Origin of the sequence: Pseudacidovorax intermedius, from assembly GCF_001476815.1 — a bacterium.
Lineage (GTDB): Bacteria > Pseudomonadota > Gammaproteobacteria > Burkholderiales > Burkholderiaceae_C > Xenophilus > Xenophilus intermedius_A.
The window spans coordinates 1-13,495 of record NZ_LDSL01000157.1; the positions used below are offsets into that span (position 1 = coordinate 1).

Annotated in this window: 12 protein-coding genes; 9 read left to right on the forward strand and 3 right to left on the reverse strand. The window is 69.7% G+C overall.

What is annotated here, in order from left to right; genetic code table 11:
- Positions 1-317 precede the first annotated feature (317 nt).
- From NS331_RS21705 to NS331_RS21725, 5 genes are all read left to right on the forward strand, one after another.
- Positions 318-1,247 carry a branched-chain amino acid ABC transporter permease gene (locus NS331_RS21705; RefSeq protein ID WP_058644026.1) on the forward strand — a complete coding sequence of 310 codons (930 nt, stop codon included), beginning with the start codon at positions 318-320 and terminating at the stop codon, positions 1,245-1,247.
- Positions 1,248-1,261: 14 nt separating this feature from the next.
- On the forward strand, positions 1,262-2,326 hold the full coding sequence (locus tag NS331_RS21710) for a branched-chain amino acid ABC transporter permease (RefSeq protein WP_058644027.1): 1,065 nt from the start codon (positions 1,262-1,264) through the stop codon (positions 2,324-2,326).
- Between the two features lie 205 nt (positions 2,327-2,531).
- Entirely contained in the window at positions 2,532-3,854 is a 1,323-nt protein-coding gene (locus tag NS331_RS21715) for an ABC transporter substrate-binding protein (RefSeq protein WP_058644028.1), read from the forward strand.
- A 31-nt stretch (positions 3,855-3,885) separates the two neighbouring features.
- Positions 3,886-4,716: an ABC transporter ATP-binding protein gene (locus NS331_RS21720; protein WP_058644029.1), complete on the forward strand. Its 831-nt coding sequence runs from the start codon at positions 3,886-3,888 to the stop codon at positions 4,714-4,716.
- 40 nt (positions 4,717-4,756) lie between these two features.
- Complete coding sequence (locus NS331_RS21725; protein ID WP_058644030.1) at positions 4,757-6,004, forward strand: phenylacetate--CoA ligase family protein; 1,248 nt, start codon at positions 4,757-4,759, stop codon at positions 6,002-6,004.
- A gap of 144 nt (positions 6,005-6,148) precedes the next feature.
- Here NS331_RS21725 and NS331_RS21730 read toward each other — a convergent pair whose 3' ends face one another.
- Both NS331_RS21730 and NS331_RS21735 read right to left on the reverse strand, forming a co-directional pair.
- Positions 6,149-6,703, reverse strand: coding sequence for a type 1 glutamine amidotransferase domain-containing protein (locus NS331_RS21730; RefSeq protein ID WP_058644031.1), 555 nt, complete (start codon positions 6,701-6,703; stop codon positions 6,149-6,151).
- A 132-nt stretch (positions 6,704-6,835) separates the two neighbouring features.
- Positions 6,836-7,267 (reverse strand): MarR family winged helix-turn-helix transcriptional regulator, encoded by a 432-nt coding sequence (locus NS331_RS21735; protein WP_058644032.1) that lies wholly within the window; start codon positions 7,265-7,267, stop codon positions 6,836-6,838.
- Positions 7,268-7,509: 242 nt separating this feature from the next.
- On the opposite strand from NS331_RS21735, the gene NS331_RS21740 reads away from it, so the two are divergent.
- From NS331_RS21740 to NS331_RS21750, 3 genes are all read left to right on the forward strand, one after another.
- A complete protein-coding gene (locus tag NS331_RS21740; RefSeq protein ID WP_058644033.1) occupies positions 7,510-8,931 on the forward strand; it encodes an FAD-binding oxidoreductase in 1,422 nt (473 codons plus the stop codon).
- A 188-nt stretch (positions 8,932-9,119) separates the two neighbouring features.
- On the forward strand, positions 9,120-10,139 hold the full coding sequence (locus NS331_RS21745; RefSeq protein WP_058644034.1) for an ABC transporter substrate-binding protein: 1,020 nt from the start codon (positions 9,120-9,122) through the stop codon (positions 10,137-10,139).
- Positions 10,140-10,328: 189 nt separating this feature from the next.
- Positions 10,329-11,684 (forward strand): cytosine deaminase, encoded by a 1,356-nt coding sequence (locus NS331_RS21750; RefSeq protein WP_058644035.1) that lies wholly within the window; start codon positions 10,329-10,331, stop codon positions 11,682-11,684.
- On the opposite strand, the gene NS331_RS21755 is transcribed toward NS331_RS21750, so the two are convergent.
- Positions 11,671-12,603, reverse strand: coding sequence for a LysR family transcriptional regulator (locus NS331_RS21755; RefSeq protein WP_058644036.1), 933 nt, complete (start codon positions 12,601-12,603; stop codon positions 11,671-11,673). The two genes, NS331_RS21750 and NS331_RS21755, sit on opposite strands and share 14 nt — an antisense overlap.
- Positions 12,604-12,724: 121 nt before the next feature.
- Between NS331_RS21755 and NS331_RS21760 the strand changes: the two genes are divergently transcribed.
- Entirely contained in the window at positions 12,725-13,381 is a 657-nt protein-coding gene (locus NS331_RS21760) for an NAD(P)-dependent oxidoreductase (RefSeq protein ID WP_058644037.1), read from the forward strand.
- The last annotated feature ends 114 nt before the right edge of the window (positions 13,382-13,495 follow it).

The following is a 13,495-nucleotide window of genomic DNA, read 5'->3' on the forward strand; positions in this document are numbered from 1 at the left end:
ACAACTGCCGCGAGTCAGATCACGAAGCAGGCCTGTCCTTCGGCAGGCCTGCGGCCGGCTGCACTGCGCTTCTCGGCGCTTCACAGGCGCGCCGCCCCGGCCCCGCACAGCCCTCGGCCAGAAACGGCTGGGGTTGGTTCCACGCGCCAGCGCCCAGCCGCGTGCGACCTCCGCTCACTCTTCGAGGTGCGGGCCGCAGGGCGCTTGGCTACGCGCGGCACTCGCGCGGGCTGTGCCGCCCAGACGACCTGCCACCGGAAACAGCGGCACAACCGGGCCCACAAGCCCTGACCCCACCAGCGAGCCACCAACAAACCATGGGCTTTTTTCTCGAAACCCTCATCGGCGGCCTGATGGCCGGCATGCTCTACGCGCTGGTGGCCCTGGGCTTCGTGCTCATCTTCAAGGCCTCGGGCGTCTTCAACTTCGCGCAGGGCGCCATGGTGCTGTTCGCGGCGCTGGCCATGGCGCGCTTCTCGGAATGGTTTCCGCGCTGGTTCGGCTTCGACAGCCTGGTGCTGGCCAACATCCTCGCGCTCGTCGCCGCCGTCGCGCTCATGGCCGTGCTGGCCTGGCTCATCGAGCGGCTGGCGCTGCGCGCGCTGGTGGGCCAGGAGCCCATCGCGCTGCTCATGGCCACGCTGGGCATCGCCTACTTCATCGACGGCGCGGGCCAGCTGCTCTTCGGCAGCGCCACCTACAAGATCGACGTCGGCATGCCCAAGGACCCGATGATGGTGCTGGAGAACACCTTCGAGGGCGGCCTGCTGGTCAACAAGGAGGACCTCTACGCCGCCCTGCTGTCGATGCTGCTGGTCATTGGCCTCACCCTCTTCTTCCAGAAGACGCCCACCGGCCGCGCCCTGCGCGCCGTCGCCGACGACCACCAGGCCGCGCAGTCCATCGGCATCCCGCTGTCGCGCATCTGGGTCATCGTGTGGACCATCGGCGGCATCGTCGCGCTGGTGGCCGGGATCATCTGGGGCTCCAAGCTGGGCGTGCAGTTCTCCATCTCGCTGGTGGCCCTCAAGGCGCTGCCGGTGGTGATCCTCGGCGGGCTCACCTCGGTGCCGGGCGCCATCGTCGGCGGTCTCATCATCGGCGCGGGCGAGAAGCTGTCCGAGATCTACATCGGGCCCATGCTGGGCGGCGGTATCGAGAACTGGTTCGCCTACGTGCTCGCCCTCGGCTTCCTGCTGCTGCGCCCTCAAGGGCTCTTCGGCGACAAGATCATTGACAGGGTCTGACCCGAGGCACCGACATGCTGTACAGAGAAAACGGCCAGTTCAAGCAGAGCTACCGCGCCGACCTGCAGATCTTCCCGGTGCTGCAGGACCGGGTGGCCATGCTGGTGCTGCTCGCGGTGGCCTTCGTGGCGATGCCGCTGCTGGCCAGCGACTACCTCTTCCGCGCGGTGCTGATCCCCTTCCTGATCCTGGCGCTGGCGGCGCTGGGGCTCAACATCCTGGTGGGCTATTGCGGACAGATCTCGCTGGGCACCGGCGCCTTCATGGCCATCGGCGCCTACGCAGCCTACAACCTGCAGGTGCGCATCGAGGGCATGCCGCTGCTGCTGGCGCTGATCGGCGGCGGGGCGGCGGCCACGGTGTTCGGCGTGCTCTTCGGCATTCCCAGCCTGCGCATCCGCGGGCTGTATCTGGCGGTGGCCACGCTGGCGGCGCAGTTCTTCACTGACTGGTTCACCAACCGGGCCAGGTGGGTCACCAACGACTCGCCCTCGGGCTCGGTGGGCGTGAGCACGCTGTCCTTCTTCGGCCTGCCGGTGGAGACGCCGGTGCAGAAGTACCTGCTGTGCCTGGGCCTGGTGTGCGTGGTCGGCCTCATGGCCAAGAACCTGGTGCGCGGTGCCATCGGCCGGCAGTGGATGGCGATCCGCGACATGGACGTGGCGGCCGCGGTCATCGGCATCCGGCCGGTCTACGCCAAGCTGTCGGCCTTCGCGGTCAGCTCCTTCATCGTGGGGGTGGCCGGGGCGCTGTGGGCCTTCGTGCACCTGGGCTCGTGGGAGCCGGCGGCCTTCTCCATCGACCGTTCCTTCCAGCTGCTGTTCATGGTCATCATCGGTGGGCTGGGTTCCATCTCGGGCGCCTTCTTCGGCGCGGCCTTCATGGTGCTGCTGCCGCTGCTGCTGAACTACGTGCCGCACTGGCTGGGCCTGCCGCTGTCGACCGCCACGGCCTCGCACCTGGAGCACATGATCTTCGGCGCGCTGATCGTGTTCTTCCTGATCGTCGAGCCACATGGGCTCGCACGGCTGTGGCTGACCGCGCGCGAGAAGCTCCGGCTCTGGCCCTTCCCCCATTGAACATGGCCCACCCCCAGTCTGCGCGCTTCGCGCTCCGCCAACCCCCGCAGGGGGCGCACCCGGCGGCCTGGCAAAGCCAGTTCCGCGGGTGCCCTGGCATGGCCTGCGCCGCGGCCTTTCGCGCCGTGCGCGCTGCGCTTTCCGGGGGGCAATCCGATCACCCCAACGCTCGCCAGTCCGGCGCGCATCCACCGAGGAGACAACCATGAAGCTGATGAAGTTCGTTGCCACCGTCGCCGGCGCCGCCGCCGGCCTGTCGATGCTGGCCGCACCGCTCGCGCAGGCGCAGCAGCCGGCCGAGCAGTTCGTGCCGCTGCTGGTCTACCGCACCGGACAGTTCGCGCCGCTGGGCATCCCGTGGGCCGACGGCAAGCAGGACTACCTCAAGCTGGTCAATGCGCGCGACGGCGGCGTCAACGGCGTCAAGATCAGCTACGAGGAATGCGAGACCGCCTACGACGCCGCCAAGGGTGTGGAGTGCTACGAGCGCCTGAAGAACAAGGGCGGCGGCGCGTCGGGCTTCGACACCCAGTCCACCGGCATCACCTTCGCCGTGACCGACAAGGCCTTCGTCGACAAGCGCGTGGTGCAGACCGTGGGCTACGGCCTGTCGCAGTCGGTGGACGGCACGGTCTTCGAATGGAACTTCCCGCTGCTGGGCACCTACTGGACGGCGGCCGACGTGATGATCCAGGACATCCTCAAGAAGGAGAAGGGCAGCCTCAAGGGCAAGAAGATCGCGCTGGTCTACCACGACTCGCCCTACGGCAAGGAGCCGATCCCGCTGCTGCAGAAGCGCGCCGCCAAGGACGGCTTCGAGCTGCTGCTGCTGCCCGTGACGCCGCCCGGCGTGGAGCAGAAGTCCACCTGGCTGCAGATCCGCCAGCAGCGGCCCGACTACGTGCTGCTGTGGTCCGCCGGCGTGATGACGCCCGCGGCGGTGCGCGAGGCGCAGGCCACCGGCTACGCGCGCGACAAGATCTACGCCATCTGGTGGGCCGGCTCGGACCACGACGTCAAGGACATCGGCGCCGGCGCCAAGGGCTACAACGCCATCACCATCCACAACAGCGCCGCGCGCGACAAGGTGCACGACGACCTGAAGAAGTTCGTCTACGACAAGAACGACGGCACGGCCTCGGGCGCCGGCGAGATCGGCACGCTGGCCCACACCCGCGGCATGATGATCTCGATGCTGCAGGTGGAGGCCATCCGCGCCGCGCAGGAGAAGTTCGGCAAGGGCAAGGTGATGACGCCCGAGCAGGTCAAGTGGGGATTCGAGAACCTGGACCTCACGGCCGACAAGCTCAAGGCCCTGGGCTTCGGCGAGATCATGCGGCCGGTCAAGACCTCCTGCGCCAACCACATGGGCACCGACTGGGCGCGCATCGTGCAGTGGGACGGTGGCAAGTGGAACATCACCTCCGACTGGTACCAGGCCGACAAGTCGCTGGTCGATCCGCTGGTCAAGGAACTGGCGGCCAAGTACGCGACGGACAAGAAGATCACGCCGCGCAGCTGTTCCTGAGCGGCCCCGCGCGCCACGACGAGCCCACGCCATGCCCAACGCCAGCACCGCCCCCGAGCGCCGCGAGTTCCTCGACGTCAACGGCATCGAGGTCATCTACAACCATGTGATCCTGGTGCTCAAGGGCGTGTCGCTGCGCGTGGCCGAAGGCAGCATCGTGGCGCTGCTCGGTGCCAACGGCGCCGGCAAGACCACCACCCTGCGGGCGGTGTCCAACCTGCTGCAGGCCGAGCGCGGCGCGGTCACCAAGGGCAGCATCTCGCTGCGCGGCGAGCGCATCGAGAACCTCAGCCCCGCGGCGCTGGTGGAGCGCGGCGTCATCCAGGTGATGGAAGGCCGCCACTGCTTTGCGCACCTGAGCATCGAGGAGAACCTGATGACCGGCGCCTACACGCGCCGCGACGGCCGCGCGGCGGTGGCGCAGACGCTGGAGAAGGTCTACACCTACTTCCCGCGGCTCAAGACCCGCCGCAGCAGCCAGGCCGCCTACACCTCCGGCGGAGAGCAGCAGATGTGCGCCATCGGCCGTGCGCTGATGGCCAACCCGCGCATGGTGCTGCTGGACGAGCCCTCCATGGGCCTGGCGCCACAGATCGTCGAAGAGGTGTTCGAGATCGTGAAGGACCTCAACACCAAGGAGGGCGTGACCTTCCTGCTGGCCGAGCAGAACACGCGCATGGCCCTGCGCTATGCGCACGAGGGCTACATCCTGGAGAGTGGCCGGGTGGTGATGGACGGCCCGGTGGAGAGCCTGCGCGAGAACGAGGACGTGAAGGAGTTCTATCTCGGCATGGGCGGCGCCGACCGCAAGAGCTTCCGCGACGTCAAGAGCTACAAGCGCCGCAAGCGCTGGCTGGCCTGAGGAAGCCCCACATCCCAAAGAAAGCGCCGCCCTGTCCGCCATGACCGACTTCTACGACGACCTCGAGACCCGTGCGCCCGAAGCGCGCGAAGCCGCACTGCTGGCCGCGCTGCCGGCGCAGATCCGCCATGCGCAGCAGAAGGCGCCGGCCTTCGGCCGCATCCTGCAGGGCGTCGATGCCGCGGCAGTCCACACGCGGAAGGCGCTGGCCCAACTGCCCGTGACGCGCAAGAGCGAACTGCTGGCGCTGCAGCAGGCGCGGCGTGCGGACGACGCCTTCGGCGGCTTTTCCGCCGTGGCGCGCGGGCCGGCCATGCCGCGCGTCTTCGCCAGCCCCGGGCCCATCTATGAACCCCAGGGCGCGCACGGCGACCACTGGCGCGTCGCGCGTGCGCTCTTCGCGGCTGGCTTTCGCGCCGGGGATCTGGTGCACAACAGCTTCAGCTATCACATGACGCCGGCCGGCACCATGATGGAAAGCGGCGCGCATGCACTCGGCTGCAGCGTGTTCCCGGGCGGCACGGGCCAGACCGAGCAGCAGCTGGAGGCCATGGCCGACCTGCGGCCCGATGGGTATGCGGGCACGCCCAGCTTCCTCAAGATCCTGCTGGAGAAGGCCGCCGACAAGGGCATGCGCCTGCCATCACTGACAAGGGCGATGGTGTCGGGCGAGGCCTTTCCGCCCAGCCTGCGTGCCCACCTGGCCGGCCTGGGTGTCGAGGGCCTGCAGTGCTATGCCACGGCCGACCTGGGCCTGATCGCCTACGAGACCGAGGCGCGCGAGGGCCTGGTGGTGGACGAGGGCGTACTGGTGGAGATCGTGCGGCCCGGCACTGGCGACCCGGTGCCGGACGGCGAGGTGGGCGAGGTGGTGGTGACCACCTTCAATGCGGACTACCCGCTGGTGCGTTTCGGCACCGGCGACCTGTCCGCAGTGCTGGCGGGCGCGTGCCCCACGGGCCGCACCAACCAGCGAATCAGGGGCTGGATGGGCCGCGCCGACCAGACCACCAAGATCCGCGGCATGTTCGTGCATCCGGGGCAGGTGGCGGACATCGTGCGACGCTTCCCCGAGGTCGCGCGGGCGCGGCTCGTGGTCGAGGGTGCGACGGGTGATGACCGCATGACGCTCATCGTCGAATGCGGCCAGGTCCCGGAAGGGCTACCGGAGCGCCTGTCCGCCGCCATCCGCGACGTGACCAAGCTGCGCGGCGACGTGCGCGTCGAGGCGCCTGGAAGCCTGCCGAACGACGGCAAAGTCATCGAGGACGCACGCAGTTACGAGTGAAGATGGCTCCCCACCCGTTCGGGCTGAGCCTGTCGAAGCCGGGGCGTATACGGATCCAAGCCCTTCGACAAGCTCAGGGCGAACGGGCGAGCTGCCAGCCATCGCGCCGCAACCCGTCCTTTCCAAGTCATTTCCGCGCAGTCGTCAGGCGTGCGCCACCGCCGCGGCGAACAGCTTCACCATCTCGCGATTGAACGCCGGAATGTCCTTGGGATTGCGGCTGGTCAGCAACTGGCCATCGACCACGGCTTCCTGGTCCACCCAGCGTGCGCCCGCATTGGACAGGTCGTTCTTCAGCGAAGGCCAGGACGTCATCTGCTTGCCCTTCACCGCGCCGGCGTCGATCAGCGTCCACGGGCCGTGGCAGATGGCGGCGATGGGCTTGCCGGCATCGGCGAAAGCCTTGACGAGGGCGATGGCCTTGGGCTCCAGGCGCAGGGCGTCCGGGTTGACCACGCCGCCAGGAAGCAGCAACGCATCGAAGTCGTCGGGCTTGGCACCGTCCAGGGCCACGTCCACCGTGAACTTGTCGGCCCTGTCGTGGTGGTTCCAGCCCTGCACCTGGCCCTTCATGGGCGAGACGATCTGCGTCTTGGCGCCGGCCTGGTCGAGCGCCTTGCGCGGCTCGGTCATCTCGACCTGTTCGAAACCGTCGGCGACGAGGATGGCGACCTTGAGGTCCTTGAGCGAATCAGTCATGGGTGTTCCTTTCGTGTAGGGGTGGGAAGTACGAAGGGTTCACCCTAGGGGCATGCGCGCGGCGCCCGATAGGCCGGAGGCCGCATCCCGTGTCGGACAGGTCACCGGGGGCCGATGCCGGCGCTCGGCTTATCAATACTGCATGTCGATCAGGCGCTCGCGCATCGCCTGCAGTGCTGCCCGCATGCGGTCCACCTCGGCCGGTGCGCAGGCCGAGAGGATGTCGTCGGTGAGCGCGCCCACCGCCTTCTCGGCCCGGGCGTACAGGCGTCGTCCTTTGGCCGAGATGGCGACCACCACCGCACGGCCGTCGTGCTCGGCGCCGCCGCGGGCCACCAGGCCGCGCTCCTCCAGCCCGTGCAGCATGCGCGTGAGGCGCGTGCGCTCGTAGGCTGTCCACTGGGCCAGCTCCTGCATCGCCATCGGGCCGCGGCTTTGCAGCGTGCCCAGCGTGCGCCATTCGGTGGTCAGCAGGCCGTAGGGCCGCAGCACGTCCTGCAGGGCGCGGTCGCGCCGGTACACCACCTGGGTGCAGAGAAAGAAGATGTGGTCTTCGAGTTCCATGGGGGCCGCGCCTCCGCCCGCGGCCCCGCCAATGTAGCCGCGGCGGCGACGCCTGCCATCCCTCTTTGTGTGCAGATGCACGCAGTGGCATGCTCTTTGCTCGATTCGCCCCGACGACGTGTCCAGCCCAGGGTCCGTGCGCCAGATCCGTGCATCCGCACGCAGATGGCGCCCGGCGACTTGAACCGCCCCGCAGCGACGGCGCCACAACCTCAACCGACTGTTTGTGGAGAAGCCACGCCATGCATGACACCGCCGCCTTCCTGGCCGCGCTGGGCGACGTGCCCGCCATTTCCGATCCCGACATCGTCCGGCGCAAGAGCCGCGACATGACGGCCAACTTCAGCCCCGTGATGAAGGACGACGCCTTGCGCCACGTCGCCGACGTGCTGGTGCAGCCGCGCGACCGGGCGGACGTGCTGCGCGTGGCCTCGGCCGCGGCGCGCACCCGCATGCCGCTGGTGATGCGCGGCGCCGGCACCTGCAACTTCGGCCAGGGCATTCCGCTCGCCGGCGGCGCCATGGTGGACATGACGGCGCTCGACCGCGTGCTGGCCGTCGACGGCGCCCGCGTGCGGGCCGAGCCCGGCGCGCGCATGGCCGCCATCGACGAGGCCACGCGGCCGGGCGGCTGGGAGCTGCGCATCCATCCTTCCACCAAGCGCGTGGCCACGCTGGGCGGCTTCGTCGGCGGCGGCCATGCCGGTGTCGGCAGCTGCGCCTGGGGCATCCTGCGCGACCGCGGCAACATCCTCGGCCTCGAGGTGGTGAGCGTGGAGGAAGAACCGCGCACGGTGCAACTGCGCGGCGATGCCGTCAACCGCGTGCACCATGCCTACGGCAGCAACGGCATCATCACGGCCATCGAGATGCCGCTGGCGCCCGCCTGGGACTGGCGCGAGGCGGTGGTGACCTTCCCGGAGTTCATGACGGCGGTGGAGTTCGCGCATGCGCTCTCCACCTCCGACGGCATCGTCAAGAAGCTCGTGAGCGTGCTCGGCGGGCCCATCTGGCGCATGATGCGCATGCTCAAGGACATGGGCGGTGCAGACCATGACGGCATGGTGCTGGCCATGGTGGCCGAGCCCTTCATGGCGGCCTTCGACGCCCTGGTCGCCGAGTTCGGCGGCCATGTCGCCAGCGTCGCCGCCGAGGGGCAGGGCCCGTACCGCGTGCCCATCTACGAGCTGGCCTGGGGCCACACGCGCCTGCACGTCAACCGCGACCATCCCGAGGTGGTCAGCAACGTCGGCCTGTACCTCGACCCGGACCTGGTGGGCGCCATCCGCCGCAGCCACCGCCGCTTCGGCCATCTGCTGGGCATGCATTTCGAGGCCAAGCGCTTCGACGGCAAGCTGAGCTTCCAGGGCTCGCCCTTCTTCCGCTACGAGGGCGACGAACACCTGGCCGAGGTCATGCGCGGCATGGCCGAGGACGGCGCCATGGTGGCCAACAACCACACCTTCCTGGTGAAGGAAGGCGGCATGAAGTCGGTCGACGCCGAGGACCGCGCCTTCAAGCAGGCCATGGACCCGCACGGCCTGATGAACCCCGGCAAGCTGCGCTTCGACGAGGCCGCAGCGCGCGAGAGCAAGGGCGGCGATCTGCCCAGCGCCGGCTGGCGGTTCAGACGGGCAGAGGCGGCGGAGCGCGCTGACGTGTGAGTCAGTCATCGACATCTGTCTCATCGACCCCGACTCCATCGACACGTGCACGCCCTCGATCCGTTCACGCTGAGCTTGTCGAAGCGCTGCGCAGGGCTTCGACAAGCTCAGCCCGAACGGTTGGTCGGTTACCCATCCATCCCGATTTCCCTGTCAGGCCCCACCATCTCCGCCCGAGGAACTCCCCAATGAACACCGCCCACCATCTCACCCGCCGCAAGACCCTGGCCGCGCTCGGCGGCGCGGCATTCGTCTCCGGCATGCCCGCCTTCCTGCCGCGCGCCAATGCGCAGGGCCTGACCAAGGTGAGCTTCCAGACTGGCTGGCTGGCCCAGGCCGAGCATGGCGGCATGTACCAGGCGGCCGCCACCGGCATCTACAAGGAGCACGGCCTGGAGGTGGAGATCCGCCCCGGCGGCCCGCAGGTCAACACCGTGCAGCTCTTCATGGCCGGCAGCTCCGACTTCGCCGAGGCCGACGGCTTCCGCGCCTTCGCCTATGCCAAGGACAAGCTGCCCGCCGTGGCCGTCGCCGCCTTCTTCCAGAAGGACCCGCGCGTGCTGATGTCGCACCCCGGCACCGGCAGCGACACGCTGGCCGGCCTCAAGGGCAAGCCGCTGTTCGTGGCCACCACCGGCCGGCAGACCTACTGGCTGTGGCTCAAGGCCAAGTACGGCCTCACCGACGACCAGCTCAAGCCCTATGCCTTCAGCCTCGCGCCCTGGCTGGTGGACAAGCAGTCCACGGTGCAGGGCTACCTGACCAGCGAGCCCTTCAATGCCCGCAAGTCCGGCGTGGAGCCGGTGGTGCACCTGCTGGCCGACCAGGGCTTCGACAACTACGCCAGCGTGACCATGGCCACGCCCAAGATGGTGAAAGAGCAGCCGGAGCTGGTGCAGCGCTTCGTTGACGCCACGGCCAAGGGCTGGAAGAGCTACCTGAACGGCGACCCGGCGCCGGGCAATGCCCTCATCAAGAAGCACAACCCGCAGATGGGCGACGACGTCATCGCCTACGCCATCGGCGCCATGCGCCAGTACGGCATCGTCGAGACGCCCGAGGCACAGGCCGCCGGGGGCATCGGCGCGATGAGTGCGGCGCGCTGGCAACGCTTCTACGATGCGATGGTGGCCGCGGGCGCCCTGGCGCCGGGGCTGGACGTGAAGTCCGCCTACACGATGCAGTTCGTGGGTGGAAAAAGAACCTGAGACCGAAACCGGACGCCTGGGCCCGCGTGCTTTCTTGAGCCCCTCTCCCCTCGCGGGAGAGGGGTTGGGGAGAGGGGGCGCTTGCGTCGGAACGACCGTGCACCTCACGACCGCCGCAGCCCCCTCTCCCCAGCCCTCTCCCGCGAGGGGAGAGGGAGTCAAACCGAGCGTCATGGAAACTTGATCGAGATGACCCACGCCTTCTTCCAGCCGCCCGAGGGCGGCACCTATGCCCTGCGCCATGTGCGTGCGCCGCGCTGCCTGATCGACGACCCGGCGGCCGACCGGCTCGCACCCGCAGGCGACGGCGACCTGGTGGCGCTGGACCTGGCCATCGAGGCCGGCCGCATCGCCGCCATCGCGCCGGCCGGCAGCCTGGCGCCCGAGCGCGGGCCGCATCTGGACGACGCGCTGGCGCTGCCCTGCTTCGTCGACCTGCACACCCACCTGGACAAGGGCCACATCTGGCCGCGCCAGGCCAACCCCACCGGCGACGGTGCGGGCGCCTCGCGCGCGACCATGGCGGACCGCACGAAGAACTGGCATGCCGAGGACGTGCGCCGCCGCATGGACTTCGCGCTGCGCACCGCCTATGCCAAGGGCGTGTCGGCCATCCGCACGCACCTCGATTCGCTGGCGCCGCAGGCCGACATCTCCTTCCCGGTGTTCCGCGAGATGCGCGAGCGCTGGGCCGGGCGCATCGCGCTGCAGGTGTCCTCCATCGCGCCGGTGGACATCTTCCTGGGCGAGGAGGGCGTGCACCTGGCCAACGTGGTGGCCGAGAGCGGCGGCAACCTGGGCTGCGTCACCCGCTCGCAGCGCCACCCGGCCGAGGCCACGCCGCCCGAGATCGACGAGGGCATGGCGGCCGTCTTCCGGCTGGCCACCGAGCGCGGCCTGGACGTGGACCTGCACGTGGACGAATCCACCGATCCGCGCGCCCGCTCGCTGATCCGCATCGCGAAGGTGGCCCTGGCGCAGGGCTTCAAGGGCCGCATCCTGTGCGGGCACTGCACCTCGCTGGCCCTGCAGACCGACGAATTTATCGCGGAGACGATTGCCGCCTGCCGCGAGGCCGGCATCGCCATCGTCAGCCTGCCCACGGTCAACATGTACCTGCAGGACCGCAGCACGGAGGCCACTCGCACGCCGCGCTGGCGGGGCGTGACGGTCATGCACGAGCTCAAGGCCGCAGGCGTGCCGGTGGCCGTGGCGGGCGACAACTGCCGCGATCCCTTCTATGCCTATGGCGACCACGACATGCTGGACACCTACACCCAGGCGGTGAAGATCCTGCACCTGGACCATCCCTTCGCGGACTGGATCCGCGCCGCCAGCGCCACGCCGGCGCGGATCATGGGCCTGGATGGCTTTGGCCTGCTGCGCGTGGGCAACCCGGCCGACCTGACGGTGCTGCGCGCCCGCAGCTATTCCGAGCTGCTGGCCCGCGCGCCCTTCGACCGCGCCGTGATCCGCGCCGGCCGCGCCATCGACACCACGCTGCCCGACTACCGCGAGCTGGACGACCTCGTCATGCCGCGTTGAGCGGGGCCGACGCGCCGGCGTCGCGCACGCCGGGCAGGCCGCGCAGGTGGGCCGCGATGGCCTCGATGGCATGGCGCACCTTGGCCGGCTGGCCGTCGCGCTGCGGCGTCACGGCCCACACGGGCAGGGCGGGCGGCTGCCATTGCGGCAGCACGGGCACCAGGCGGCCGGCCTGCAGGTCCTCTTCCACGTCGGCGCGCACCGCCAGCACCAGGCCCAGGCCGCTGGCCGCCATCTGGTGCAGGCTGAGCTGGTTGTTGCTGGTCACGCGCACCGGCACCGTCTGCTCGACCGTCGCGCCGCCCGCGCCCGCGAGCGACAGCGCCATCGTGCGGCCGTCGCGCGGCGCACCCACCCATTGGTGCGCCGCCAGGTCTTCCGGCAGGCGCGGCATGCCGGCGGCGGCGATGTAGGCGGGTGCGGCGCAGACCAGGCTCTGGAAGTCGCACAGTCGCCGCGCGGCCCAGCCCGAATCGGGCAGCCGGCCGGCGCGCAGGGCCAGGTCGATGCGGGCGTCGACCAGGTCGATCAGGGCGTCGTCCACCTGCAGCCGCAGCTGCAGCGCGGCATGCGCGGCCAGCAGCGGTGCCAGCGCGGGCGCCAGGTGCCGGGCAAAGCCCACGGGCGCGGACACGCGCAACTCGCCTTCCGGTGCCTCGCGTGCCAGCGCAAGCTGTGCGCGGGCCAAGTCGGCCGCTTCGACCATGCGCTGGCAATGGACGGCGAAGCGCGCCCCGGCCTCGGTCAACGCCAGCTTGCGGGTGGTGCGGTGCAGCAGCGTCACGCCATGGGCCTGCTCCAGCGCGCGCAGCTGCTGGCTCACGGCCGAGGTGCTCACGCCCAGGCGACGGGCGGCGGCGCTGAAGGAGCCGCTGCGCACCACCTCGGCGAAGAGCGCGAGCCGCTTGAGGTCGTCCATTGTGAAGTTGGGCTAAATGAAATTGTCTGGATTCTCAGACTTCTGGTCGGATCGTGAAGTCCATAAGCTGGCACCCATCGTCATCACGCGGCGCGGCCTGCGCGCCAGGAAAGGAAGAACCATGAACGTCGCCCTGATCGGCGCCACCGGCTTCGTCGGTGCCGCCCTGCTCGAAGAACTGCTCGCCCGTGGCCATCAAGTGCGTGCCGTGGCGCGCACGCCGTCCAAGCTGGCGGCCCGCGCGGGCCTCACGGTGGTGCAGGCCGATGTGCTGGATGCGGCCCAGGTCGCCAAGGCCGTGGCCGGCACCGATGCCGTGGTCAGCGCCTTCAATCCCGGCTGGGAACACCCCGACCTGTACAAGCAGTTCCTGGCGGGGTCCAAGGCCATTGCCGAGGGCGCAACGCAGGCCGGCGTGAAGCGCCTGATCGCCGTCGGCGGCGCGGGCAGCCTGTTCGTGGCGCCCGGCGTGCAGCTGGTGGACACGCCCGCGTTCAAGGACCACGTGCCGGCCAACGTGGTGCCCGGCGCGCAGGCCGCGCGCGACGAACTCACGCGGCTGCAAAAGGAAGAGACGGCGCTGGACTGGACCTTCGTCTCGCCCGCACCCATGTTGGCGCCCGGCGAGCGCACCGGCCGCTACCAGTTCGGCGGCGACGAGGTGCCCATGAAGGACGGCCAGCTCGCCGGCATCACCAGCGCCGACCTGGCTGCCGCCATCGTGGACGTGCTGGAGCAGGGCCGCTACGTGCGCGAACGCTTCGTCGCATTTTCCTGAGCGCCCCCCGTCCGCCAGCCCTCCGAACGCCGGCCAAGGCTCAGCTCAAGAGGCCGCGGAGCAAGCCACGCCAGCACATCCGCGGAACCGGCTCTGCCGGGCCGCCGGATGTGC